Source organism: Psychrobacter sp. NC44, from assembly GCF_904846655.1.
In the GTDB taxonomy this organism is placed as follows: Bacteria; Pseudomonadota; Gammaproteobacteria; order Pseudomonadales; family Moraxellaceae; genus Psychrobacter.
The window spans coordinates 171,522-198,353 of the sequence record NZ_CAJHBN010000005.1; the positions used below are offsets into that span (position 1 = coordinate 171,522).

27 protein-coding genes are annotated in these 26,832 nt (G+C 41.8%); 17 read left to right on the forward strand and 10 right to left on the reverse strand.

Annotation, left to right across the window (positions count from 1 at the left end; genetic code table 11):
* Positions 1-6: 6 nt before the first annotated feature.
* Positions 7-171, reverse strand: a complete 165-nt coding sequence (locus tag JMX95_RS05800; RefSeq protein ID WP_176393024.1) for a hypothetical protein — start codon at positions 169-171, stop codon at positions 7-9.
* Positions 172-702: 531 nt separating this feature from the next.
* Between JMX95_RS05800 and JMX95_RS05805 the strand changes: the two genes are divergently transcribed.
* Together JMX95_RS05805 and JMX95_RS05810 are read left to right on the forward strand one after the other, a co-directional pair.
* Positions 703-2,124, forward strand: a complete 1,422-nt coding sequence (locus JMX95_RS05805) for an SLC13 family permease (RefSeq protein WP_201560260.1) — start codon at positions 703-705, stop codon at positions 2,122-2,124.
* 141 nt (positions 2,125-2,265) lie between these two features.
* On the forward strand, positions 2,266-3,075 hold the full coding sequence (locus JMX95_RS05810; RefSeq protein ID WP_201560261.1) for a metallophosphoesterase family protein: 810 nt from the start codon (positions 2,266-2,268) through the stop codon (positions 3,073-3,075).
* Positions 3,076-3,115: 40 nt separating this feature from the next.
* On the opposite strand, the gene JMX95_RS05815 is transcribed toward JMX95_RS05810, so the two are convergent.
* Positions 3,116-3,619 carry a hypothetical protein gene (locus JMX95_RS05815; protein ID WP_201560262.1) on the reverse strand — a complete coding sequence of 168 codons (504 nt, stop codon included), beginning with the start codon at positions 3,617-3,619 and terminating at the stop codon, positions 3,116-3,118.
* Positions 3,620-3,694: 75 nt separating this feature from the next.
* Between JMX95_RS05815 and JMX95_RS05820 the strand changes: the two genes are divergently transcribed.
* The 6 genes from JMX95_RS05820 (at position 3,695) to JMX95_RS05840 (ending at position 10,114) form a co-directional block, all read left to right on the forward strand.
* Positions 3,695-4,288, forward strand: a complete 594-nt coding sequence (locus tag JMX95_RS05820; RefSeq protein WP_201560263.1) for a DUF1543 domain-containing protein — start codon at positions 3,695-3,697, stop codon at positions 4,286-4,288.
* Between the two features lie 60 nt (positions 4,289-4,348).
* Positions 4,349-4,654 carry a hypothetical protein gene (locus tag JMX95_RS05825; protein ID WP_157292367.1) on the forward strand — a complete coding sequence of 102 codons (306 nt, stop codon included), beginning with the start codon at positions 4,349-4,351 and terminating at the stop codon, positions 4,652-4,654.
* Between the two features lie 97 nt (positions 4,655-4,751).
* The gene (locus JMX95_RS13760; RefSeq protein ID WP_265089715.1) at positions 4,752-4,877 is read left to right on the forward strand and encodes a hypothetical protein; all 126 of its coding nucleotides are present in this window, start codon (positions 4,752-4,754) and stop codon (positions 4,875-4,877) included.
* Between the two features lie 54 nt (positions 4,878-4,931).
* Positions 4,932-5,165, forward strand: coding sequence for a hypothetical protein (locus tag JMX95_RS05830; protein WP_201560264.1), 234 nt, complete (start codon positions 4,932-4,934; stop codon positions 5,163-5,165).
* A gap of 252 nt (positions 5,166-5,417) precedes the next feature.
* Positions 5,418-9,566 carry an ATP-dependent RNA helicase HrpA gene (hrpA, locus tag JMX95_RS05835; RefSeq protein WP_201560294.1) on the forward strand — a complete coding sequence of 1,383 codons (4,149 nt, stop codon included), beginning with the start codon at positions 5,418-5,420 and terminating at the stop codon, positions 9,564-9,566.
* A gap of 185 nt (positions 9,567-9,751) precedes the next feature.
* Complete coding sequence (locus tag JMX95_RS05840; protein WP_201560265.1) at positions 9,752-10,114, forward strand: hypothetical protein; 363 nt, start codon at positions 9,752-9,754, stop codon at positions 10,112-10,114.
* 212 nt (positions 10,115-10,326) lie between these two features.
* Here JMX95_RS05840 and JMX95_RS05845 read toward each other — a convergent pair whose 3' ends face one another.
* Together JMX95_RS05845 and JMX95_RS05850 are read right to left on the reverse strand one after the other, a co-directional pair.
* The gene (locus tag JMX95_RS05845; RefSeq protein WP_045447417.1) at positions 10,327-10,656 is read right to left on the reverse strand and encodes a hypothetical protein; all 330 of its coding nucleotides are present in this window, start codon (positions 10,654-10,656) and stop codon (positions 10,327-10,329) included.
* Positions 10,657-10,948: 292 nt separating this feature from the next.
* Complete coding sequence (locus JMX95_RS05850; RefSeq protein ID WP_201560266.1) at positions 10,949-11,806, reverse strand: AraC family transcriptional regulator; 858 nt, start codon at positions 11,804-11,806, stop codon at positions 10,949-10,951.
* A gap of 185 nt (positions 11,807-11,991) precedes the next feature.
* Here JMX95_RS05850 and JMX95_RS05855 point away from each other — a divergent pair, with 185 nt between their 5' ends.
* Entirely contained in the window at positions 11,992-12,405 is a 414-nt protein-coding gene (locus JMX95_RS05855) for an organic hydroperoxide resistance protein (RefSeq protein WP_201560267.1), read from the forward strand.
* 293 nt (positions 12,406-12,698) lie between these two features.
* Here the strand turns inward: JMX95_RS05855 and JMX95_RS05860 are convergent, their stop codons facing one another.
* Both JMX95_RS05860 and JMX95_RS05865 read right to left on the reverse strand, forming a co-directional pair.
* Positions 12,699-13,070: an MliC family protein gene (locus JMX95_RS05860; RefSeq protein WP_201501214.1), complete on the reverse strand. Its 372-nt coding sequence runs from the start codon at positions 13,068-13,070 to the stop codon at positions 12,699-12,701.
* 177 nt (positions 13,071-13,247) lie between these two features.
* Entirely contained in the window at positions 13,248-14,168 is a 921-nt protein-coding gene (locus JMX95_RS05865; protein ID WP_201560268.1) for a DMT family transporter, read from the reverse strand.
* 328 nt (positions 14,169-14,496) lie between these two features.
* On the opposite strand from JMX95_RS05865, the gene JMX95_RS05870 reads away from it, so the two are divergent.
* Entirely contained in the window at positions 14,497-15,180 is a 684-nt protein-coding gene (locus tag JMX95_RS05870) for a DUF421 domain-containing protein (protein ID WP_201560269.1), read from the forward strand.
* Between the two features lie 135 nt (positions 15,181-15,315).
* On the opposite strand, the gene creD is transcribed toward JMX95_RS05870, so the two are convergent.
* The 4 genes from creD to pnuC all read right to left on the reverse strand — a co-directional run bounded on the left by creD (position 15,316) and on the right by pnuC (position 18,935).
* Positions 15,316-16,908 (reverse strand): cell envelope integrity protein CreD, encoded by a 1,593-nt coding sequence (gene creD / locus JMX95_RS05875; protein ID WP_201560270.1) that lies wholly within the window; start codon positions 16,906-16,908, stop codon positions 15,316-15,318.
* A gap of 145 nt (positions 16,909-17,053) precedes the next feature.
* Positions 17,054-17,578 carry a TIGR00645 family protein gene (locus JMX95_RS05880; RefSeq protein ID WP_045447433.1) on the reverse strand — a complete coding sequence of 175 codons (525 nt, stop codon included), beginning with the start codon at positions 17,576-17,578 and terminating at the stop codon, positions 17,054-17,056.
* A gap of 63 nt (positions 17,579-17,641) precedes the next feature.
* Positions 17,642-18,223: an AAA family ATPase gene (locus JMX95_RS05885; protein WP_201560271.1), complete on the reverse strand. Its 582-nt coding sequence runs from the start codon at positions 18,221-18,223 to the stop codon at positions 17,642-17,644.
* Entirely contained in the window at positions 18,174-18,935 is a 762-nt protein-coding gene (gene pnuC, locus JMX95_RS05890; protein ID WP_201560272.1) for a nicotinamide riboside transporter PnuC, read from the reverse strand. Before pnuC ends, JMX95_RS05885 begins: the two co-directional genes overlap by 50 nt.
* A gap of 298 nt (positions 18,936-19,233) precedes the next feature.
* On the opposite strand from pnuC, the gene JMX95_RS05895 reads away from it, so the two are divergent.
* The 7 genes from JMX95_RS05895 to dnaX all read left to right on the forward strand — a co-directional run.
* Positions 19,234-20,379: a beta-ketoacyl-ACP synthase III gene (locus tag JMX95_RS05895; protein ID WP_201560273.1), complete on the forward strand. Its 1,146-nt coding sequence runs from the start codon at positions 19,234-19,236 to the stop codon at positions 20,377-20,379.
* A 253-nt stretch (positions 20,380-20,632) separates the two neighbouring features.
* Positions 20,633-21,721 (forward strand): peptide chain release factor 1, encoded by a 1,089-nt coding sequence (prfA, locus tag JMX95_RS05900; protein ID WP_193008012.1) that lies wholly within the window; start codon positions 20,633-20,635, stop codon positions 21,719-21,721.
* A gap of 64 nt (positions 21,722-21,785) precedes the next feature.
* Complete coding sequence (locus tag JMX95_RS05905; RefSeq protein WP_201560274.1) at positions 21,786-22,049, forward strand: hypothetical protein; 264 nt, start codon at positions 21,786-21,788, stop codon at positions 22,047-22,049.
* A 28-nt stretch (positions 22,050-22,077) separates the two neighbouring features.
* Entirely contained in the window at positions 22,078-22,308 is a 231-nt protein-coding gene (locus JMX95_RS05910) for a hypothetical protein (protein WP_201560275.1), read from the forward strand.
* Positions 22,309-22,390: 82 nt separating this feature from the next.
* Positions 22,391-23,929, forward strand: coding sequence for a lysine--tRNA ligase (gene lysS, locus JMX95_RS05915; protein ID WP_201560276.1), 1,539 nt, complete (start codon positions 22,391-22,393; stop codon positions 23,927-23,929).
* A 114-nt stretch (positions 23,930-24,043) separates the two neighbouring features.
* Positions 24,044-25,306 (forward strand): hypothetical protein, encoded by a 1,263-nt coding sequence (locus JMX95_RS05920; protein ID WP_201560277.1) that lies wholly within the window; start codon positions 24,044-24,046, stop codon positions 25,304-25,306.
* A 69-nt stretch (positions 25,307-25,375) separates the two neighbouring features.
* Positions 25,376-26,832, forward strand: a 1,457-nt coding sequence (dnaX, locus tag JMX95_RS05925) for a DNA polymerase III subunit gamma/tau (RefSeq protein WP_201560278.1), incomplete at its 3' end; no start/stop codon positions are given.

The following is a 26,832-nucleotide window of genomic DNA, read 5'->3' on the forward strand; positions in this document are numbered from 1 at the left end:
TGTGATTTAGTTTTTACCTTCTTCCTTATGGTCTTCATGTTCATGCAACCCTTGCATCATATCGAGTGCAGAGTCATCGGTACGCTGCTGATCTTTTTTAGCCAAACTGTCTTGATTGATATCTCTCGGTGCCATTTTAGTGGTTGAATCTGTTTTATTTGCATCTGTCATAAAGTGCTCCTATTTATTGTTATTCATTTTCCGATATAAATACTAATAAAAAATAGTTGTTAAACTATTACTGGTATTAGAAATTTATTTTGACTTATTTAGTATGAGATAGCACCATACGCTTGTACATACTAAGTGTACGCTTGTTTAGTGACGATGTGTAACTGCAACTCACAAGGCTTGCTGTTTAATTAAAAGCAATTACTTGGTTATAAGTTGCTCTCACTTACTCTCGGCATTCGGTTCAAAAATTAAAAACTCATTAGATAAATATCATCTCTATAAAGTACCGTTTTAAAGTACCTTTCCTAAAACGCATTAAAGTAATTCTTTACCTATGAAACAACCATATTTATTGCAAATTTTATAAGGTTTTTTTTATAAAGGCTTTGTTGCATCAGCTTTTTGTTATATATCTGTTATGATAACGGCGTATTTTTTGTGGTTGCTGGTTGAACAACCGTCAATCGCTAACATGCGTTTTTATTTTAGCGTCTTTTTACACTGTCTTTGGGAAAATAAGGACATTTTATGTCAGAGCAAAAACTAGATAGCCATCTTCCTGATGATGGCAATGAGTATTTATTTACCGATACCTTTCCAAAGGGTACTGGTAAAGGGTTGATAGTGGTCGCTATTGCGGCGATAATCAGTATAATTATTTATAATGTATTGCCATTCGATATCAATGCCAATAAGGGTCTTGCCTTATTGTTCTTCATCGGCGTATTGTGGCTAACGGAAGCGTTGCACGTCACGATTACGGCACTATTGGTAGTCGTGGTTGGTGCCCTAGTTGGCATACCAGAATTCGATGCCGAAATAGGCTTACAAAGCTTTGCCAATCCGACCATTTATTTGTTTTTTGGTGGTTTTGCTTTAGCGGCAGCCTTGCATGTACAGCAATTGGATAAAAAAATTGCTCTGAAGATTTTATCAATGTCAGGTGGCAAATTAAGCACGGCGGTATTTTTGATATTTGGTGTGACCGCATTTTTGTCGATGTGGATATCGAATACTGCGACGGCGGCGATGATGTTGCCATTAGCGCTGGGTATTTTAACGCAAGTTGACCGTGAAAAAGACCGAGGCACTTTTGTATTTGTACTATTAGGTATCGCTTACTCAGCAAGCCTTGGTGGTTTAGGTACGATCGTTGGTTCGCCACCAAATGCTATCGCTGCAAAGGCGCTCAATATTGCTTTTGTGGACTGGATGAAGTTTGGTGTGCCGATGATGCTGGTATTATTGCCGCTATTGTTAGGCGCGATGTATGTGTTTTTGAAGCCCAACCTGAACCGTAAAATTGTACTGGTTGAGGATGAGCCTATTGTATGGAATAAACCTCGCGTAGTGACGATTATCGTCTTCATTGTCACCGCATTGAGCTGGATTTTCTCCAAAAAGATTGGGGCTGCGCTTGATATTACAGATACTGACGCGGTTATTGCCTTATCAGCTGCTGCCGCTGTGGTCAGCTTAGGCTTGGTATCGTGGAAGCAGGTGTCTGATAATACCGATTGGGGTGTACTCATGCTGTTCGGTGGTGGTATTGCCCTATCGACGATTCTGAAAGTGTCAGGTGCGTCCTTGGTATTGGGGGAGACGGTCGCTAATGCCTTGTCTTCTGCACCGCTTATCGTGGTTATGATTGCGGTATCAGCATTTATTATTTTCTTAACGGAGTTTGCTTCTAATACCGCCTCTGCTGCACTGCTGGTTCCCGTATTTGCTGCCATTGCAGAGCAGATGGGTTTACCACACGAAGTGTTGGTATTGGTCATCGGTATTGGTGCATCTTGTGCCTTTATGCTACCAGTTGCAACACCGCCAAATGCGATTGTCTTTGGTACGGGGTTGATTAAACAGAGCGAAATGATCCGTACGGGTGTCATTCTTAATATCATTGCTACCTTTGTCGTCGGATTGTGGGCTTATTTCTTCTTAATATAGTTTAGCAATCACATTAATCATAATTTATGAAACCCAATGTCTCAATAATCACGAGCCATTGGGTTTTTTTGTTTCTCTTTTCTATTCCTTTTTACGGTTAGTCGATGTATAACATAGTGATTTGTTAGGAAAATAAATAAGATGGCGCACTCTAACTCCAACTCCAACTCTAATAACAAGCATTTAAATACTATCGCAGCTATTTCCGACATTCATAGTAATGTCTTCGCGCTTGAAGCCGTGCTGACTGATATTAAACAGCGCGATATTGATCAAATTGTTAATCTAGGGGATATTTTATACGGACCGATAGCCCCCAAAGATACCTATGCGCTCTTAATGGCACAGCAGAACGATATCATTACTATTCGAGGTAATCAGGATAGACAGATTTATGAAGCGACAACGGCGGAGATTGGCAACAACGCAACCATGGCTTTTATCATAGAGGACTTGCCTAAAGCAGCGGTTAAGTGGCTGCAGAATTTACCGTTTGATTGTCATTTGAGTGAGAATATTTATCTGTGCCATGGGTCACCAACCGATGACATGGTCTATTTGTTAGAAAATATCGAGACGGGTCAGCCGACCTTACGTGATAATCTAGCCATTTTGGCACTGCTTAACGGTATCGATAGCACCGTTATCATATGTGGTCATACTCATATCCCACGTACAGTCACGCTATCGACAGGGCAGATGGTCGTCAATACAGGTAGCGTTGGTTACCCAGCCTATGAAGATGATTTGCCTATTTTGCATAAGATGCAAACCTATTCGCCCCATGCCAGTTACGCGATTATTAAATGTGTTGATACTGAACAGGGCAAATACTGGCAAACTGAGCATATCAAGGTGCCTTATGATTATGAAGCTGCGGCTAAATTGGCTTCAATGAACGGTCGTAAAGACTGGGCGTTTGCACTGAGAACAGGGCGAGTATTGCCTTGACGAGCAATTAAATATATAAGTATCAGGATTTTGCCTATTTTTAGCATGATTTATTAAGTTGCAAGCTATGATATGCATCAATATCTCTATGACCACACCAAGCCTCTTTCAATGCGGGTAGCGCTTGAATATCTATTTGCCTAAAAAAACCGTCTACATTAAGCTGTCGATAATTTGGTCCTCGCTCCATTAGTTGATTAGAAAATAAAGAAAAGCTTGCAACTGGCGTCTCGGAATGGCTATAGATATGAATACTAATAACATTAGCTCCCTCTTTGCCGCCTAGACCTTCACGCCAAAAACCATGGCTTTGACTGTTTATCTCATCGACTATGGCCTGCATTTTTTCAGGCTGATGCTTTGCGTCGTAAGATAGTAGAATAGGGTTTGAATAAGGGTTCTCAATTTCAACTTTGCTGATGTCATGATAAGTAGCTCTTGATGTTAAGCTTGATTCTTTATTTGTACAGGAAGTTAAACACAACACTATTGGCAAAAATATAGTCGCTATAAACGTCAGCTTAATAGCTATCAGAATGCCCATATTAATCCTTTTTATATGATTTATCTAACATCACACATTTTACTCAGAAGTTATTAACGTACAAGGTAATTCTTTATGCCAACACTATTTATGGTGCAGCTTGGTGGTCGCCCCAAAGGTCGTTTGATTGAGCAGCACGATATTTTCTTCGGTGTAGCCAATCAGGTAAGCGAGCTGGTAGACGATATCAATCACCACTGGCCAGAAGTCAAAAACAAATGGCATATTGATTCATACAGAGCGATTACCAAAGTGGGAAACCATACTGTTAAATTGATTGAGTCAGATAACCAAGCTGAGAATGATAACGGTTTAAAACTGTTCTTTATTAATTTAGGCGGCTATCAGCGGGGGAGTTTTGAAGAGTTTCATCATAAGCTACTTATCGTCGCTGCTACTCAAGCAGAGGCTATTAAACAAGCAAAGCAAAGTACATTTTATAAAGAATTTACTTTTAAAGATAAAGACTCACCTTTTAATGCCGCATCGCACATTGATGATAAATTTCAGGTAGATATCGATGATATATACGACGTGAATGACCTTGTCTCAAACATACAGATTTTAATTGAGCCTAGGATTCATAATAGTCACGAACTTGCAAATGCTGATGAAGATAAAGAGTATGTTGGTTATCTAAGTATCAAGAATTTAAGGAAGTTATTTTAAATTCATTTCATTTTTAGTCTCATCATTTAATTAAGGACACACCCTAATATGGCTTTAAATATGTACTATAAAAATGGAATGATTCGCAAATCGCGTTGCCAACTCTCTGATGAGCTATTACCGACCCTTTATCAGATTCATGATAATGCTAAGTTTCCAAAACTCACTTGGTTGATTGATAATGTGTATGAAAATCCTCAGATTCAACCTGATGTCGCACAAGCATTAGCTGATGAAATGGTAGCGTTTGAGAGGTTAATACTTTCGCTGCATCTGCCTTTTCCTAGGCTGCCATTGCAAAAGTTGCAGAATTTCTTTACGGGGGCTGCCATTCGTCAACAGATTATTTATACAAGCAGCGTTTGAGCTTACAAATAATTTATTCATAAAAATAAAATAGGGCTGGCAGGTTTGAGAAATTTGATAAAATGTCACTACTAAACCACGAATTTACGAACCTTTTATGATCTATCAATGCATCACAGAAGAGGGTGAGCATTTACGTTTGGATGTGATTAATAGCGATATTGGTTATATGCTCAAGTATTATTTCGCCACCCAAGGTAATCCTTTAAGATTAGAGGCGTAGCAAGCTACTGAGGATACCTATTATACGACTCTTTCTAATGGTACTAATCTCGTTATGCGGGATCCGAATAATTATTATGAGCTGACACAGTTTGAAGATAGCGATACCTCTATTTATATTATTAATGCCATTACTGGTCAGGAGATGAATCATTTTTCTTGTGAGGATAACTCAATTGAAAAGGATCAGTATGCTTTGATTGCTCAAATGGAGCCAGAGCATTTTAAATTTAGACCCATGACGGATGATCTTAGAAATATTTTGACTGAGCGTTTTGCAAATAGGTAATAGCCTGCATAGTTGCCAACCAAACACTATAACCACCTTGAATCACGCCCAAATTACCCTCATAATCTAACCACTTCCAAACAATAAATAGCCTAAGTAAATATGCCGAATACTTCTAAGAGCACCTCAGATATGCCAACTGGAAACAATACCAATGGGTTTAAATCCGATGAATTAAGTAAATTAACAAACCCAAGTGACGATGATTTAAATATTACGGCAAACAGTAATGAAGCGTCTTCACAACCTGATATGGTTGTTGATTTACCAGTACTCGCTAAAGACAGTTATTATTTAAGTCGTCTTGAGCGTGAACTGGCAAGGGCTGCCGTGGCTAAAAATAAAAAAGTTTCTGACGATAAAGCGGATGATGGGCTAACTAAAAAACGTGCGCAGTATGAAAAAATCAAGACCCGCTCACAGCAAGCGGTGCAGGCACGTATGGATAGTATTCCAGAAAAACTGGCAGAAAAACTGAATCTTGATTTGCCCGTGAGTCAACGAGCAGAAGATTTAGTACAGGCAATTATTGATCACCAAGTCATTATTGTTGCAGGGGAGACAGGTTCTGGTAAGACGACGCAATTGCCGAAGCTGGCAATGCTGGCAGGTCGCGGTATCACTGGGCAGATAGGGCATACCCAGCCTCGACGATTGGCCGCGCGCAGTGTGGCAAACCGTATCGCTGAAGAATTGGGCGAGCAGCTCGGTAATACTGTCAGCTTCAAGATTCGCTTTAATGAGCAGGGTACGGCGCAATCTGTTGTTAAGCTGATGACCGATGGTATCTTGCTGGCTGAATTGGGTCACGATAGATTCTTGAGTAAATACGATACCATCATTATTGATGAGGCGCATGAGCGTAGCTTAAACATTGATTTTATTATGGGTTATCTGAAAAAGCTACTGCCCAAACGTCCTGATTTAAAAGTGATTATTACCTCAGCAACACTTGATACCAAACGCTTTAGTGAATATTTTAGCCGCTATGATAATAAGCTAAAACGCAACGTACCTGCGCCTATTTTCAATGTCGAAGGTCGTAGTTTTCCTGTTGAAGTTCGTTACCGTCCGCTGACCGATGAGCCAGTGAACAGCTCGGATGATGACAGCTATGATGACTTTGAAGAAAATCTGCCACGTGCGGTCGTTGCCGCCGTCGAAGAATGCTTTAGCGATGCACAAAATAAAGGTCATGCTGACCAAGCAGACATCTTGATATTTGCCGCCACAGAAGCTGAGATTCGTGAGCTGCAAGAGGTGCTTGAGCGTCATGGACCCAAGCACACCGAAGTGCTGCCACTATTTGCACGGCAGACTTATGAAGAGCAGCAGCGCATCTTTCAACCGTCAGGTCGTGGTCGGCGTATCGTTATTGCGACCAACGTTGCCGAGACCGCGCTGACCGTACCGGGTATCCGCTATGTGATTGACTTGGGTTTTGCGCGGATATCACGCTATTCGTATCGCTCGCGCGTACAGCGTTTACCGATTGAGGCGATCTCGCAAGCGGCTGCCAATCAGCGTAAAGGTCGCTGCGGTCGTGTTGCGCCGGGTGTTTGTATCCGTCTGTATAGCGAAGAGGACTTTACCGGTCGTCCAGAATTTACCGAACCTGAGATTTTACGGACCAATCTTGCATCCGTTATTTTACAGATGGCCAATCTGCGCTTAGGTAGTGTTGATGATTTTGCCTTTATCGAGCCACCCGATAGCCGCTTGGTTACTGATGGGCATAAATTGCTTGATGAGTTAGGCGCGATTACCTCTAAAAATGAAGTAACTGCTGCTCATCAAACCAATAAGCCAAAACCAAAAAAAGGTCTCGACCATTTAAGCCTGACGCCAACTGGACAAAAAATGGCGCGTATGCCAATCGATCCAAGGCTAGCACGTATGTTGGTTGCGGGCAGTGATTTTGATTGTATCCGTGAGATGCTGATTGTAGTAGCGGCTCTTGCTGTACAGGATCCACGCGAGCGTCCTGCCAATAAACGCCAGCAAGCCGACCAAAAGCATGCGGAATTTCGTCAAGATGATTCTGACTTTTTATTCTATCTGAGTCTGTGGAAAGCGCTATTTGAAAAAGATGAAGATGGCAATAAGCTGTCTGGCAATCAGCGTAAGCAGTTTACAAAGAAAAACTATCTGAGCTTCCCGCGTGTACGTGAGTGGAATCAAACCCATCGTCAGTTAGTACAAATGGTCACAGACCTTAAGCTGACGGATGTTAAAGAGGCAAAAGCTTCCGATAAAGGAACCGATAAAAATGCTTCGTTAGAAAACATGACCAGCGACCCTACCGCGATAGAAGATGAAGAACTCAAAGCGGTTAAATATGCCAATTTACACCGCGCATTATTGACAGGTCTATTGTCTACGATTGCGCATAAAACCGAAAATCGCGGTGAATATCTAGCAGCGCGCCAGCAAAAAGCCAAAATCTTCCCCGCGAGTACGGTATTTAAACAAGTACCACCTTGGGTCATGGCTTTTGAAGTGGTCGAAACCTCGCAAGTCTTTATGCGCACTGTTGCCAAAATTGAACCAGAATGGATTATCTCAGCCGCAGGTGACTTATTAAAGTATCACTACTTTGAGCCGCATTGGTCGAAGAAGACTGGACGAGTGAAAGCTTACGCGCAGATTAGCTTATTTGGGCTGATTATTATTAGTAAACAGCTGACCAATTATGAGCAAGTGAACTTAGTTGAGTCACGAGAAATCTTCATTCGTGATGGTCTGGTGACTGGTAATTTGGGGCGTCAAGCGCCATTTTTACAGCATAATATGGATAAAATTGCCGACATTGAACGCATTGAAGATAAGTTACGTCGCCGTGATTTGTTGGTTGATGAAGAAGCACTGTATCAGTTTTATGATAAAAAAATACCTGAGCATATTGCCAGTCGCAAAGCCTTTGAAGATTGGCGTGCCGAGGTTGAAAAAACTGATGCCAAATATCTATTCTTTACCGATGATGACGTGCTCAATAGCCAAGCACCGACCACAGGCGATTTCCCAGAAGTGTGGAAATTGGGTGATTTAAAACTACCGCTACGTTATGTCTTTGATCCGTCCAGCGATGATGATGGCGTGACCATTCGTGTGCCACTTGCCGCGCTACCGCAGCTTGATGCGATCGAACTATTGTGGGGCGTACCCGGTTGGCGTTATGAGCTAGTATTGCAGTTGCTTAAGTCACTACCAAAGGATATCCGCCGTCAAATTGTACCGATTCCTGATACAGCCGATAGCTTGTTTGATGAACTGCAACCTGCTGGTGGACAAGGATTGCTCAAGCAGCTTTGCCAAGCCCTAAATCGTCGCGGCGTTATGTCAGTGACGCCTGATAGCTTTAATCCCTCTAGCATTGATCGCTATTTACAGCCGCAAATCTGTGTGGTCGATGACAAAAATCGTATTATCGAAAAGGGTCGCGACCTGCAAACGCTACAGATTCGTCATGCCTCTGAAACCCGCCAAGCGGTGAATGAGCAGCAAGGTACGCATACCGAATTCCCTGAGCATTTTGCCTTTAGCAAAAATCATTATAGTGCAGGCGTGGTGATGAAGCAGTTTGCTGCGCTCGTAGCAGATGCGTCAGGTGAAGCGGTATCTATCCATCAATATACCGATGTCAATGCAGCGTTACAGGCACACCGTATCGGGGTTTTGACCTTGATAAAAGGTAAGCTTGGTGCGAAGAAAAAACAGCTGACCAGCCAAATTGATAAGATATTCAAATTGGCATTTGCACCACTTGGTGATATGGAGAAGCTAAAAACCATCGTCATCGACGCGGCATTGGACGCGTCGCTTGAAGAGCATTATGTGTTATTTGACCACAGTGCTGATTTGCCTGAAAGCGCTGATGATACTGCCGTAGCGCTTGCTGAAGAATTACCCTTTACGCCAGAAGAGTACGAGAAAACCTTGGAAGTGGTGTCGGTTAACTTTCTATTGACGGGGCAAAACGTTATAAAAATCCTTAAAAATGTCTATACTCGCTGGCAGCGTATTCGCCAAAGCTTACTCATGCTCGATCGAGAGGTATTTGGTGAGTCTATCGAAGATATCGAAGACCAATTAGAAGACTTACACTTGGCTGATTTTGTTTATCGTATGGATTATAGCCATTGGCAGCAGTATCCGCGCTATCTAGAGGCGCTTGAAATTCGTATCGAACGGCTTGAGCACAATCTCGAATCCGATCTTGAAGGAGTATACGCGCTTGATGTGCATATGGAGCGGTTGGCGAATCGTGCCAATGATAAAGCCATTAGTGAGTATCGCTGGATGGTCGAGGAGTATCGTATTCAGCTATTCGCGCAACCGATGAAAACCCGCATGGCAGTGTCACCAAAGCGCCTAAGCAAGATGTGGGATAAAATGAGTTAGGATAGCGTTAGATTTTTAAAACTTGCTAATTGACAATAAATGACAATAAATGACAATTGTGTTATATAGATCTTTGATTTAGTCGATAATATTTGATTAAATGAAAGAGCTATTATTTTTTATACCAACGTTTTTTGATCGTTACTTAATATATTGATGTAGGTTTTTGAGCAGGATAAAAAATAATGATTAAATTTAGGCTGATAATACTAGCATTTGTATCAACTATATTTATGAGTACGGGCTGTGATGAGACACAAGCCAGTGAGAATGTGAAGGTATTTGCGCCAACAAGCGTAGAAAAAGAAGTGCAGTTACGAGGCAGTTTTAAAAGAAGCTTTGAGATTCATGAGTTCGTTTCTGATAACATTATTTACTATGTGTCAGACCCAAAGCAGCTATTAATTAAAGATTCAAAAAGTATCAATCAAAAAGGTTATTACAAATATTTCGAAACTTGCGTCATTGGTAACATTAGCCCCATCGGTCAATACGGGCCTCTAGGCAAATATCAAAATCAAATAACTATTCGTGAGATTTGCGCGTAGCTTTGATAGCGTAGGTTATCGAATGGATACCCTACTGATTTTAAGTAACTAACTTTCACTCACTATCGATAAAAAGGCTGGATTAGCAATTGCTAACCTAGCCTTTTTTTTGAGTGTCACTATTTTTCTGTGACGGATAAATCTTTTATGAAACAAAAAAGCAAAGGTGGCGTCATATGACCTTTGCTCTAAAATTTAGCACCTGAGTAAAATTAGTGGCTGATCTTTTCTGTCAGCACACCCATACTATAAAGCACGAATGCTATAACGGTCAGTGCTACAATAAATGGTGTGAGTATCCAAATCACCACGTTGATCAATAATGAGGGCAATAATCCGTTGAATAATACCGTGTTTGGTGTAAAAAAATCCGTCATAACATCGACTGAACGCTTAGCTACGGGGAATAGCAAGGTGCTTAGTGCCAGCATATAAATATACTTGCTAAAACCAGGGTCGCTCATGACCACCATAAAATAAAACACCAAAAAATAAGTGACACCCAATGCCCAGCATTTGAGAGTATAGCTTAAACGAATCATGTTAGTGCCTCCCGAAATATTCTGACGATCACACGTAGAAAAATTATTATAATAGTTGCAAAATTATGAATATATTATATATGTTATAATATGAATATATAGACCAAGTCAACTGTTTTTTTCTTGGGTAAGATATTTCGTCGTTTGTTTGGCTGGAAAGAGGGAGGGTGTAGGAATCTGTTAAACAGATAATTACATTGTGTACGCAGTTGCTTATGAAGCTGTCAAGACGCAGAGGGATTGCCTTAGTCAGAAACCATTATAGTAGGGGCATTATGGTAGAAGCATCATGCTAGATATTTAACTCACTGCTTGGGCTTACTCCAAATAGCCGCTTATATTCACGGCTAAATTGGCTGGGACTTTCATAGCCTACTTGCATGGCGATTTGCGATACTTGTGCCTCGCCGAGTTGAATCAGCTGCCGAGCTTTCATCAATCGTAGGCTTTTTTGATATTGAAGCGGGCTTAGTTGAGTGATTTCTTTAAAATGTTGATGAAATCCCGACACACTCATACCGCATCGACTGGCCAAATCTTCTATGATGACGGGTTCTTCTAAATGCGCTTTTAGCCAATCGGTAGCTTGGGCAATACGGTGGGTGTGACTGCCATTAACCACCAGTTGCCGAAGCTTATGACCTTGCTTTGCTATGAGCAGCCGATAATAAATCTCTTGCTGAATCAAAGGTGATAAAAAATCTATATCATTTGGATAATTAAGCAATTCTATCATCCGTTCGAATGCGGTTAATATGGTGTTTTCTAACGGCCATTTTATACCTTGATGCTCATAGTCGGCATTTTTCTGAGGTGGTATTTGTGCCATGACCTCACGAATGAGCGCCAGATTTAATTTCATAGACAATACGATGACTGGCTTCTCTACAGTGGCGTGTTTGATATGCATGCTTATAGGAATATTGACAGGGCAGAACATCAGACTGCTGTCATCAAATTTCTGGCAATCTGTACCTAAGTAAATTTCACGCGTGCCTTGTAAGACGATACATATGCTAGGTTCTTGGATATAGCTGATAGTCTTTCTTGGTCTGTCGGCACAATAAAAAAACAAGCCTGAAATGTCTGATTCGATGGTTTGATTTTTGGGTAATATACTAAGTAGCTGCTCTACCGTTTTTGTTTTCATGATTTATGCTTACTTTATAATTTGCCTAATGATATAAATATTTATAGGATTAGGCAAGGATTATGGAGTAATGCTCTACCGGATTAGCGTGCTCACTTCTATAATGATGGCATCAAAACGCAGTAAGATTGATTTACAGCGTATTGCACAACACCAATAACACGCCAATCCATAAGGAATATATGATGAAAATTTTCTATAAAACGCGAGCAACGGCAACCGGTGGTCGTTCTGGTCATACAGGTCTTGACGATGGTTCGCTAGCTTTTGATCTGGTCTCTTTTCAAGAAACAGACAAGGAAGGTGTCAATCCAGAGCAGCTTTTTGCAATGGGTTATGCGGCTTGTTTTGATAGTGCTTTAAATCTGACCGCCCAGCAAATGAAACTGCCAATTACTGCCTCAAAAACCTCGACCCAAGTGGGTATTGGTATGAAAGCCGATGGTAGCTATAACTTAGATATAGATTTGTATGTTGAAGTGTCGGGTATTGATGAGGCTCAAGCGCAAACACTGGTCGAAACAGCTCATCAAGTTTGCCCATACTCTAATGCTACTCGCGGTAATGTCGATGCACGTTTGCATGTGACCGTGGTTTAACGGTCAGCAGTAGTTAACACCTAACGACTGATTCAACAGCTGCTCTAATAACTATAAACAAATATAAAAACGACATGACTTTCAACTGCTTGGGTATATAAAGTATTCAGGCAGTTTTTTATTGAGTGATTCAACGTTGATCATTAAGATTAAATTATCAGGCATGAAAAGTTAAGCACAAAAAAGAGCCAGTAGTTTGACTACTGGCTCTTTCGTTTTCAATAGATGTGAATAAAAACATGGATTTTATTCAAATAACCATCACGTATTATTTACGCTTGTTTGTAGGGTTACTATAGTTGGCAGTTCACTTGGTATTGTTGACCATTGTCTGATTTGATGGTCATGATGCCGTAATCCGCTTTGGTGTGCCAATCGTAAGTGGTTTTAGGGTTAACATTATTGACATAACGAGCGCCAGAACCTGATACCGCTTGTTCCATAGTGATTTTTGCATTGGTCAAGCCAACTTTAGGCAAGGTCACGTTTAGGTTAGCAGTTTGACCATTGGCAGTGTAGGCAGCAGTGAGTTGACCGTTGTCTTCACAAGTGAATGATTGGACTACTGGCTGAGTATTGGTCTCTGGGATCGTAGTAGTTGGTGCATTAGTGGCGCAGGCAGACAATAATAGAGCAAAAGGTGCTACGGCTAATAATTTTTTCATAATATGCCTCAAAAATATCGGTAAAAGTAGGTTGTTACTTGAAGCAACATGATACCGTAGAGAATGTAACTTCATGTTGTGTTTGAGAGCTATGGTAGTAATCTTATCTGTCTTTTTTATCACTAAGCCTCTCAGTCTTTATTGACCTATTTATTTTAAATAACGAATGAGGATATTTCACGTAGGGGCTTTTTCTCTATTTAAAATAAATACCAATACTGCACCCAAGATAACCGAGCTTGCTATAACGAATGGCACGGTTAGTTGCTCAGATAAAAACACCACGCCTAATATCGCAGCCAGTATAGGTACACACAGTTGTACAACTGCTGCTTGGGTGTTTTTTAACAAAGGCATGGCCATATACCAGATGCTATAGCCTATACCGGATGCGATCGCTCCTGATGCACAGGCCAAAAGTACTCCCTTACTAGTGATGTCACCTAAATTGATGTTTTCCAAGCATATATTGTCTAAATAAGTCATGCCTATCACTAACAGTATGGGCGCTGCTATCAGACTCCGAATGAAATTAAAACCTGTGGCTCGCAGCGGTGACACGCATGATTTGCCGCGTATGCTATATATGCCCCAAGCAGCACCACTGATTGCCATAAGCACCGCCGCTAGTAACGAAGGCACTGCTGCTGAAGGTAGCATCAAATAGACAAACCCTGCTACCGCTACGATAAATGCCAGCCATTGTAAGCCGCTCAATTGCTCTTTCTTATAGATGCCCCAACCAATCATCGTCAGCTGAACCGCTGAAAATAGAATCAGTGCTCCTGTACCAGTATCCAACTCTACATAAGCAATCGAAAAGCATAGCGCATAAATCACTAAGCTCACGCTACTTAACCAGCTGCCTTTGTCGTTTAAAATAGCAGCGTGAGCAATACTGTCAGGCTCTCGCACGTGCTTTCGTAACCGATAAGCATGAATGGTCATGATAATACCTAGGCAGACAGCAGCGCTCAGCAGGCGCAAGATGGTAAAGCTCCAAGCATCTATAAGACCCTCTGCTAACGCCATACGGCAAAAGAGAGAGTTTGCAGCAAAGGCGATTAATGCAATAACGGTGTACAAGGTGGCTTTCAAAAATAATTCCTACAATAAAGAAGCTGGTTTTTGAATAAAATAGGCAAATTCGACTTTTAGGGATGTTGTTATTACCGCTTTTTTACTAGCAAAAATACTGGCTGAAGTGTGAAAACTCAGTTGCTAGTTGCCAATTGGGAGATTTCTCACAATAGAGCATATTTTATTGCACTTGCGGGCAAAAGTATTTCTTAAATTGGACTGACGATAGTTGAATTAACAATAAAGGCTGACTACAAGGGTGGTGGTAGGTCAAGCGCATACTCAGAACGATTGCTTAAATGAATCGTCATAAATCAAATAAAAACAATAGATAGGAAACAGTAATATGGATTGGGTAAGTATTTTTATTCATGACACCACTTGGGCATTTGCGCTTGAGATATTGGTGCGTGTCAGCGTCATGTTTGTGCTGATTATCTCGTTTTTGCGTTTGACGGGAAAACGCGGCGTCCGTCAGCTGTCAATCTTTGAGTTGACCATTATCTTATCATTGGGTTCTATCGCAGGTGACCCTATGTTTAACGAGGATTTGCCGATTATTCAAGCGGTGCTGGTCATGAGCGCCGTTATCCTGCTTTATCGATTGTGCACGTGGATCATGATGGAATTCCAACCTTTTGAAGATTTATTAGAAGGGAAATCGCTCTACATTGTAGAGGACGGGATGCTAGTACTCGATAAGATTAAAAAGGGTAAAATGTCTCATGATGAGTTTTTTACTGAAATGCGCCAACAAGGGATTGAGCATTTGGGTCAAGTGCGTACAGGCCTGCTAGAGACAGACGGTAATTTTAGTATATTGTTATATCCGCCTGAAAACACTGGCTATGGTATGCCGCTTTTCCCTAAGCAGTATCAACCTGTCGAAGAGATAGAGTCAGAAACATATTACGCATGTATGCATTGCGGCTATGTCGATCATATATCTGACCCAAATCAGCTCTGTGAACGCTGTGAGAATGGATGTCGAGACTGGGCGAAGGCCTTGAATAGTGAGATCGTTAGATGATAATAAATGAGATGATGGCTATATGAATTATCTATGAGTAGATCGAGCGGTCTTATGTTGGCAGGCTTAATAATAGCCAATGATACCAACGTAAGACAGCCCTAGACTAAACGCTTTTAACATGCCCTATCTGAGTTAGGCAATTTTATACCAATCAATTTTACGGGTCATGACCATCACGCAAGCGAGTAGCACAAAACAGAAGACAGCACCAAGCAATAAATTCATATCTTCGGTGGTTAATATGCCGAAAAACGCCGCATACAATCCTGCCAATGTGACAGTGAAAATCGCCGCTCGCTTGACGCTACCCAGTACATAATAAGTATACCAACCAATGAGTCCAACACAGGCGCTAGCAGCAATGGCATACGCTTTCCAAAAGACAATTTGCTCAGCAAGTGGTAATAGTAAGACATAAAACACAAACAGCGCGCAACCGACCAACAGATATTGAATAGGGTGAATACGGCTGGATTTGATCACTTCAAATAAGAAGAAAGTGCCGAATGATACTAAGATTAATAATAAGGCATATTTCATCGTTCGTTCAGTTTGTAAATACACATCATTAGGCTCAGCAAAACTCACACCAAAGCTGTTCAGGCGCACGTTTCGATAGCTATCAGGTATGGCAGTAGCTTCTGCTGTAGCAGCGCCTTCCATTGCTATAAGCGCATCATCAGAAACCATCGACTGGCTGTTGTTATCAAGAGTGGCTTGACTGGTGACGACACATCGGTTGTTAGCGCTGCTGATACACTGCGACAAATCTTGATTGTTGGCTATTGTTAAATACTGATTTTGCCAACTGGCTTCAAAACCTTTAGCGGTAAGTTTCTTGGCATTGGGGAGCGCCTTACCAATAAAGTTTGGCGCATGCCAATTACTGCGCATCGTTAAGTTAAAGTTTTGTCCAGTCGGTACAGTGTTTACATTGCTAATACCAGCTAACGGTAAATCAATGACGATTTCTGTACTGGTCAATGACTCGCTAGTACCGTTCGTAGCAAGGGCGTTATTGCCATTCTGCTGGCTCGTTATGTTTTTTACTGAACGCTGTAATATATCTTGCGGAATAGCTACTTCTACATAGGTCAGGTTTTTCAGCAGCGCTGTCTGAGGGTAGGTTGCTTTCATCGGTTTGTTATCAATGGTCACCGTTGGTAGCGTCGCCACGCCGCGCAGATCTGATACTGGAATAATCAATTTTGCTGCATTCCAGTGGATGATGGTTTTTTCGGGCTGGGTGTTATTTTTATTGGTGGGTGTGTTGATGGATCCTTGTGCGTCACTAGCTGTGCTCGTAGTGTCATATAAGCTGCTGATGGCTTGATCAAATGTATAGCGTTGATCAAATGTCAATGCACCATCATAACTGGTCGCATGATAGATGCCACGTTTATAGGTATCAGTGCTGACTTCAAGATCTTGTATGGCTTGGGTCTGACTGGCAAAGACAATTTCATTTTTTGAGTAGGATGGTGCACATTTACTGGTTGTTTCAAGTGCTGTAATCTGACATTCAGGCGTAATTGTGGTAGGGATGATGATAAATGGGGTGATGACTTCTTGCGGATTGACGTGCTGCTGGGCAATTTCTTTAACCACCGACGCGGCATAATTTTGCCGTTCGTAGATGACTGAGCCAATCATACCGAGACCGATGGCAAAAATAATACAAAGCCCGGCGATGATGGACAATTTAGTCAATAGTGTTTTTTGCATGAAAGCTCCTCATATGAATCTTTAGTCCAAAACTGTGCATATAACAGTCAGTAGGTTCAAAGAAGAGCATAGAGGAGAGATGAAGAAAAAATATGTAAGAACGATGGAGAGTGTGTGGAAAAATAAGCCTTAGTGTTTTCTGATATCAGTGTTTTTTAGTATCACCAACCACTTTATCCATAATAGCAAATAATAAGCCAGACAACACGAAAGTCATATGAATGATGACTTTCCACATGAGTTTGTCCGCTTCACCCTCACTCAATTCATTAGGAATATCCATAAACGATTTTAACAGATCAATCGCAGAAATAGCGACGATGGCACCAATGACTTTTAGTTTTAGACCAGAAAAATCTACTTTGCCCATCCAACTAGGTCGATCAACGTGATCACCAGTGTCAATTTTTGAGACAAATATTTCATAGCCACTAAATATGATAATTAATAATAAACTGGCTACTAAAGAGAGGTCGACCAACACTAATATATTAACAATGACATCTGATACAGAGGCGCTAAATACAGTATTGAACATCATGACTGTTTTTTGAATGAACTTTATAAATAATAAAATAATCCCTAAGACCAGCCCTAAATAAAAAGGCGCTAATATCCAGCGGCTGTTAAAGATGGTTTTTTCTAGGTATCGTTCAATATTTTTTAGCATGGACATCTCTTAATGCTCTTAAAGGTTGTAGGTCATTTACTGATAACGTGGTATAGGATGGATTTAAGAAAGCCATTCGAGCACTTGTTGTACCCGCTCATCTCTATCACCACCTATGCGATGAAATGGCTTTTGGTGACGGGTCAGCTGACTTTCAAAATAAGCACTGATTTCATCACGTTGATGTGGGCTATCTCTTAGGTCGTCGGCTACCCACGGGATATCAACTTCGGTTAATAAAATCAAGTCATAATGATGCGTTAACGCCGCTTGGGTAATTGCATCAGGGCAATCACCATAATACCAGTTGGCATAAACCATTAGCTCAAATAAACTGGTGTCACAAAACAAGTAGCTGCTATCGGAATTTTGCGCGGCTTGTGCGGCGAGTTTATTTTCTAACTCAATTTGACCTTGTGCAATAGGGAGTAAATCCTCCCAAGTGCAAGTGAGGTGTTCCTTATCCCATTTTGCTTGTAGATAGGTGCGCATGTATTCTGGCACCCAAGGGCAGCCAAAATGCGCTACCAAGTCGCGACATAGCGTGGTCTTACCAGTGCTCTCTGCCCCTAGAATCGCGACATTGATGACCGATTTAGGGGTATGCTGCGTGAGATTGTACGCGGTAACGTCGTTGCCATTCATAGTAAGCCCAAATTGCGATAAGAGTGAAGACTACGTATTGTAGCGCAGTAAAAGTGAGACCTTTATAAAAGTATAGCGGGACTGAAATAGCATCGGCGATTATCCAGAGTATCCAATGCTCAATTTTGCGCCGCGCCATCAGCCACATCGCCATCAAAAACAGCGCGGTGGTCAGCATATCGGTGTAATCGACCCACGTAAATAAATGCAAACCTAATACCGCGCCATCAAAATTAAAGTTATTATTGATGACTGGTCTGAAGTAATACACCAACGCGACAAAGGCAATAGTCGCCGAGGCTAGTAAGGCGAGTATTGGCACATCTTTTTTATTAAGATGTTCTACTTGAATAGCATTCTGGGCGTTAATGTTTGCTAACGACTCATTTTGCTGCTGACCAGTAGGGTTGATATAATCTTGCTGTTTTTTTATGGCTGTGTTTTTCTTACTCTGTGTCCAATTGATCCAGCCATATAGACTCATTACCGTATAGTAGGTATTGATAAACATATCGCCAAATAATTGCCATTTCCACAACAGATAAACAAATATAGCGGTGCTGACGAGACCGATCGGAAATACCAAAATATTGGTTCTGCTGGCGAGTAAGACACTTGCTACCCCAAATATGACGGCAATCAATTCAAGAGCAATAAAGACAGTGGGATAGTCAGCGTATTGTCCAAATAACCAGTTAAAAATTTCTACCATGAGTATTCCCAAATATGAGCGGGTTTTATGTCTCGCAGTTTTATGTGCTCGAACTGTGAACGCGTCGCTAGCAAAGTGCGCCAATTATAACGTAGCTGCTCCAAAATGAAGTCAGGACTTTGCTTATTTTTCGCAACAAACAGATTATTTGTAACAAAGTATTAGAAAAATAATTATATTCAGGCATAATAAAGGCTCTGATTTTAAGTTTACAGTTATTCACTGAAATCAAACGACTGTTATTTTTCCACTTTTATGCTTATCCCAAGCCCTATAGTAGTAGACAAGGAAGCTTATCATGACGACTTGTATCACAGGCACTGGCCTGTATATTCCGCCTTATAGCATCAGTAATGAAGAGCTAGTAGATTCATTTAATAAGTATGTTGAGAATTATAATGCAAAGCATGCTGACGAGATAGCAGCAGGAACTTTGACTGCCCTAGAGCCTTCTTCAGCGGCCTTTATCGAAAAAGTATCTGGTATTAAATCACGTTATGTGATGGAAAAGAATGGTATTTTAGATCCTGAAATCATGGCACCAGTGATTCCTTATCGTCATTTAGGTAAAGAGCTGTCTATCATGGCAGAAATGGGTACTGCGGCTTTGAAAGACGCGCTAGCAGATGCAGGTCTTGAGGCGAATGACCTAGATGGTATCATTCTTGCCTGTTCAAACTTTCAGCGTACTTATCCTGCAGTCGCTATCGAGATTCAAAATGCAATTGGTATGATTGGTGGTTTTGCTTATGATATGAACGTTGCTTGTAGTGCCGCGACTTTTGGTCTATCGCAAGCACATGGCTCTATCGTTTCTGGTCTGGCTAAGCGCATCGCTGTGGTCAACGTTGAGATTACCTCAGCTCATCTAAACTGGCGTAACCGTGACAGCCACTTTATCTTTGGCGATGTCGCAACAGCATCTATCGTCGAAGAGCTAGAAACGCCAAAAGGTTATGAGATTCTTAACTCTAAGCTATTTACCCAGTTTTCGACCAATATCAAAAACGAATACGGCTTTATGGATCGCTCAGAGTTCTTAGCGGCACAGACTGAGATGTATCCAGACATCAAAGAGCCAGTCACCGACAAGCTATTCTTACAAAATGGTCGAAAAGTGTTCCGTGAAGTCTGTCCAAAGGTTTCAGAAGTCATCACTGAGCATTTGCAAGAAAACGATATCGCAACGTCTGATGTTAAAATGATGTGGCTGCACCAAGCCAACGCCAATATGTTGGATTTAATTCTACGTACTGTGATTGGTAAAGAAGCAGATAAAGCGATTGTGCCAAGTGTCATTGCTGAATTTGCTAACACCAGTTCAGCCAGTCCGATGATTGTTTTCCATCGCTATAAAGATGAGCTGGCATCAGGTGATTTGGGTGTGATTTGCTCATTTGGTGCGGGTTACTCTATCGGTTCAGTGTTGGTGCGTAAGGTTTAATTTTTAAAGTACAATCTGTTACTAATAAAAAATAGCTAAGAGCAACCTTAGCTATTTTTTTGTCTGTTGTTTTTATTATGAGCATTTAATCACATTATTTAAGCAATATATTATTCAAGAATGAGGCGCTATTTGCGAATATAACGGGAAGAATGCTTAGAATATCGACAAGAATGCGTAGAGGTTTTAATTTACCCCGAAAAATTTGCTATAATCACGGTCTTATTCCTCTCATCCAATTAAAAGTCCTTTTATGAAAGAATCCTTACGCCTGCGTTTAGACCAGATGGTAGACCGTTATGAAGAGGTCACCGCCTTATTATCAGATCCTAGTATCATCAGCGATAATAATAAATTCCGTGAATTGTCTGTCGAGCACAGCGACTTGATGGATATCACTACTTTATGGCAGAACTATGTGCGTGCAGAAACGGATCAGGCTGATGCAGAGGCTATGCTGGCTGATGCATCAGATCCTGACATGAAAGAGATGATGCAAGAAGAGATTGATAACGCCCGCGAGACCATCGTAGAGATGGAAGAGGCGCTCAATGTCATGATGCTACCGAAAGATCCAAATGATAAAGTGCCTGCTTTCTTGGAAATTCGAGCGGGTACAGGTGGTGATGAAGCCGCGATTTTCTCTGGTGACTTGTTTCGAATGTACCAAAAGTACGCGCAGACACAAGGCTGGACAGTGGAAGTGCTGTCGGCAAGTGAAGGCGAGCATGGCGGTTATAAAGAAATTATCACTCGCGTATCAGGCAACAGCGTGTATGGTCGCTTAAAGTTTGAATCAGGCGTACACCGTGTGCAGCGTGTGCCTGAAACCGAAAGCCAAGGTCGCGTGCATACCTCAGCTTGTACCGTGGCGGTGATGCCTGAAGTTGAGATTGATGATACAGTAGATCTAAATCCAGCCGATATCCGCTTTGATACCTTCCGTTCAAGCGGTGCGGGTGGTCAGCACGTTAACACCACTGACTCAGCCGTACGTTTGACCCACATTCCAACGGGTACCGTGGTAGAGTGTCAACAAGAGCGTAGCCAGCACAAAAACCGTGCGCAAGCGATGAAAATGCTGATTTCAAAGATTCAGCAAGTCAAAGTACAGGCTCAAGTTGATGCCGCAGACACCATCCGTCGTGATTTGGTCGGTAGTGGCGATCGCTCAGAACGCATTCGCACTTATAATTTCCCACAAGGTCGCATGACCGATCACCGTATCAACCTGACGTTATACAAGCTTGATGCCATTATGGAAGGCGACTTGGATGAGATTCTTGATGCACTGTTGCGTGAGCATCAGGCTGATTTGATGGCGAGTATTGGCGGTGAGTAATATTTAATAAATGTAGGATTTAGTTATTTATTTTGTTCAAAGTGCGTGTTTAAAGGCATATTAAATGAATGTTTGTAAGCTGTTAGCTGCTACTTTTATGTCAAGTATTTTAATGTCGCTATCTGCTTGCGAGGTACCAAACAATCAGCCATTAAAGGATACAACTTCGAGTGGTTCGGTAACCAAAGTTGAAGAAGGGCATGAATCAAAACAGTTAGTGAATCCTCCAGTTGAGCAAAAGCTCAGCCAGAGTGAGTTGGATAGTATTTATCAGGTATTAGATGAGTATGAAGGATGTATTGGTATCGTTGATACCACAGCATGTTGAAGAAGCTTGTCAGTCTATAGGCGGGACTATGAAACCACAGGGAATGGCAGGTTGTTTCAGCTGTGTTCAACAGTACTCAGATGGCGGTCAATTCTGTACAGATGGCTCAGAATGTCAGGGAGACTGTAGAGGTTGGATGGATATGGAACAAACAGAAGGCGGCGATTTTGCAGGTCAGTGCGCCTATGACGACAGTATTTTTGGTTGTTATTCAATTATTAAAGAAGGTAAGCAAGTATCAGGTGGTTGCATAGACTAAGTAAAAGATTACTTAGTTTGTATTAGCCAGTTTAATGATCTCTAAAATGAAACATGAACCACAATTAAATTTTGAGAATTTTATGTCAAAGCACAATAATCAGAACCAAGACCAAACCCCAGTTGTAGAAGACGCTAACGAGCTGATTGCGCAACTGCAAGCCAAGCTAGACGATATCACTGCTTCAGGCAAACAGCCGTATCCAAATACGTTCAAACGCACCGATTATGCGCAAGATTTGCAAACTGCTTTTGACGGCGTCTCAAAACAAGAAATTGAAGAAAAAGCGGCGAATGGCGAAAAAACACAGGTCAACGTGGCAGGTCGCGTCATGCTGAACCGTGGTGCCTTTATTGTTATTCAAGACATGACGGGTCGCATTCAGTTATATGTTGCACGCAAAGAGTTGGATCTAGAGACGTTAGCGACCATTAAATCATTAGATTTGGGTGATATTGTTGGCGTATCAGGCTATATTGGTCGCTCAGGCAAGGGCGATTTATATGTGCATATCGAAGAGTTTCAGTTATTGACTAAAGCGCTACGTCCGATGCCAAACAAGTTTCATGGTTTAGCTGATGTCGAAGCGCGCTATCGTAATCGTCATCTTGATTTGATGACCAATGAGACGACTCGTGATACCTTTATAATTCGCAGTCAAGTCATTAGCGGCATTCGCAAGTTTATGTTAAATGAGCGTTTCATGGAAGTTGAGACGCCGATGATGCATCCTATCCCAGGTGGTGCGGTGGCACGTCCGTTTGTGACGCATCATAACGCTCTAGATATGCCTTTATATCTGCGTATCGCGCCTGAGCTTTACTTGAAGCGCTTAGTCGTTGGTGGTTTTGAAAGAGTGTTCGAGATTAACCGCAGCTTCCGTAACGAAGGCGTATCAACTCGCCATAATCCTGAATTTACCATGATTGAGTTTTATCAAGCGTATGCTGATTATCATGACTTGATGGATTTGACCGAACGCTTATTTAATGAATTGGCGATGGATATTTTGGGCACAACTGAGATTACTTATCAAGAAGAAGACATTAGTCTAAAAGCGCCATTTATACGTTTGTCTATGTCTGATGCAATTGCAAAATATGCTGAAAATTTCGATATGGCACGTATCAATGACCGTGAATATCTGGCAGAGTACGCCTCGACAACGCTTAAGCAGCAAGTGAAAGAGGTGTTTGGTGTGGGCAAACTACAGACTATTATCTTTGAAGAAACCGCTGAACACCAATTGCGTCAGCCAACTTTCATCACTGAATATCCAGCGGAAACTTCACCACTGGCACGCCGTAGTGATGACAATCCTGAAATCACCGATCGTTTTGAGCTATTCATCGGTGGTCGTGAACTGGCAAACGGCTTTAGCGAGCTTAATGATCCTGCTGATCAGGCAGAACGCTTCCGTGGACAAGTCGCTGAAAAAGACGCTGGCGATGATGAAGCGATGCATTTTGATGAAGAATACATCGAAGCGCTGTCTTATGGCTTACCACCAACCGCAGGTGAAGGTATCGGCATTGACCGTTTAGTGATGTTGTTTACTGATTCTGCCAGTATTCGTGATGTGATTTTGTTCCCGCATATGCGCCGCAAGTTAGAAAGCTAAAACTGGTTTACTTGCCATAAATCCATGCTGGGACTAAACTGGACATAAGAAAGCTCTTTTGCTTTCAATGGAATGGTCCCAGATTCTTTATGAGACCTCATTTATAGGGACATCATGGATACTCAGCACGCGTCACCCTCACTTTGGCAACAAATGATTCAACAAAGTTTCTTATCTTTGTATGAGTTATCAGCAGATAAAACAACCAATCCTGAGCAGTTTCAAGGTTATGATTTCGTTTTTGAGTTTTCTGGCGCTATCATTTATCTGATCGTCAATGATGTGGTGATGCAAGCGAGTATGCAAAAAGTAGACAGCGCTCAAGTTCGTGAGTGGAGAAAAGAAGTTGTCAACCAACTAATCAAGCGTCACGCTCAGCTTTATCTAAAAAACGATAGTTCGATGGCAGAAAGTAATACCTCGGCAGCTGGTAAGGATGTTTATTTCATTGGTTTGACGTCACTGTCTGTCACGCATCAAGATGATAAACCACAAGCATCCTCGCATACGGTTGATTATGAATATGGTAGTCAGTTTTTTGCTGAAGACTGTGTTTTAGATCTGGATGATGAGCAGAGTGTCTTACAGGTATTTAGCCATCAAAACTTTGTCGATATCATCAGCCAATTGGTTACGCCAAGCGATTTGTCCGCATTTTTAGACTTTCATCGCAGCCAGCTGACAGGGTTTGAGTCATTCCAAGACGAGTCGACATTACTTACCCAGTTTTTACAGTCGCCTGACTTTCATCAAAGAGCGATTAGGGTGCAAGAGCAATTGATTGACAATCAGTTGATCGATCAGATTGAGCAACGCTTGCTCAAAGCTACAGAACCAGATCAGGCAGTCTTTGCCAAAGCACTCATGGCTGAGATTCAGAAAAATACTCGGATGTGGTACAAGCTGTTTAATAGTTTGATCAAACATTATTATGAGGCAGGTCAACCCCTACCAAAAGAGCCGGTTGATATTTTGGTCGATGAGTCAATGTACACTTACGCTTGTCTGGTTGAAAAAATCTTAGCTTACAAAACGATGGATCAAGACTCTCGCTGGAATGGTTATGTTTGTCATGAGCACTCTTATCACGTGTTTGGACGCCATTATCTGATGGTTTTCTATGCGCAAGATGATAATAGTTCGCTGAGTGCTGACAAGGTGCGCACGTCTCAACAAGATTTGTTGTTGGAGCTCAATGCTCAAATGCAGGATCCAGTGATGGATGATTTGTTTTTGATTGGCGTAGAGTTTAGACCTTGTGATGATAGCGTCAATACAAAGGTGCACTTAGATGCCTTTTATCAAAAAGGCTCAGTGATTGACGCCAATACTCAGCGCTTATACAAACGTTTAGCACAACTTCAAGCGCAGTTATAATCTAAACCTAATATAGCCTACTGGTTTGACACTCCATCTATATTTGTATTATTCACATTGGCATTTATTATGACGCAGCAATATCAAGTTTTAGCGCGCAAATACCGTCCCAAAAACTTTCACGAGTTGATTGGGCAAACGCATGTTTCTCAAGCATTGATTAATGCGATTGATTATAACCGTTTGCATCATGCTTACCTCTTTACGGGCACACGCGGTGTGGGTAAGACCACGATTGCGCGTATCCTATCTAAATGTTTGAACTGCGATACGGGTATTACTAGTACGCCTTGCGGTGTGTGTGATAACTGCGTGGCCATCGATCAAGGGCGATTCATCGATCTTATCGAGATTGATGCGGCATCCCGTACCAAAGTAGAAGACACACGAGAGTTGCTGGATAATGTGCCGTATGCGCCAAGTCAGGGGCGTTATAAAGTATACCTGATTGATGAAGTGCATATGTTGTCCACACACAGTTTTAATGCGCTTCTTAAAACTTTGGAAGAACCTCCTGAGCATGTAAAATTCTTACTTGCCACGACTGATCCGCAAAAATTGCCGATTACCATTATTTCGCGCTGTTTGCAGTTTGTACTACGTCCGCTACCACAAACGTTACTCAGCGAGCATTTGGCAAATGTTCTTACCCAAGAGCAGGTAGGTTATACACAGCCTGCGCTCTGGCAATTGGCGAGCGCCGCCAAAGGCTCGGTACGTGATGCGTTGTCATTGACCGATCAGGCCATTGCTTTTGGTCAAGGTGCGCTCGATGATGTGACGGTTAATGCGATGCTTGGTTTAATTGATGCGGCTGATCTGGTCAGTTTAATTACTGATATCTATAACCATGACAAATCTGCTGTCGCGGCTCATATAGAACAAATGCGCGCGCAAATGGTTGATGCGACGAGTATGTTTGATGGTCTTACTGAATTACTGCATCAATTGGCGTTGACTCAGCTGTTGCCTGAAGTGGCATTAAATGTAAATGAGGCACAGGCGCAAGATATTAACACGCTTGCGCAGCATATGAGTCCAGATGTTCTGCAACTGTATTATGAGATTGTCGTGCAAGCACGTGAAGGTGTTAAGCTTGCGAGCACACCGATGCAAGCGCTGGAAATGTGCATTTTACGTCTGCTGGCATTTCGTCCGTTGCCAGTCGATGAGATATTAAATCATACTTATGCTGGCTCTTTATCACCTGAAGTACCAACTATAGAAGATGGGGCATCTACACCTTCTACACAGTCATCGAATAGCCAAACGGCTTCTGCACCGCCATTACAGTCTTATGGCGTTGATTATCAAGCACGAGATAATGATGATTTACAAGTCAAAACCTATAACAATTTTGAGCCAAGTTTGGCTCAAAATTCTGAGCAAAATCATGATGTATTAGTTACTAACCCTGAACCCATTGTTGAGCCTGAACCCGTTGTTGAGCCTGAACCCGTTGTTGAGCCTGAACCCGTTGTTGAGCCTGAACCCGTTGTTGAGCCTGAACCCGTTGTTGAGCCTGA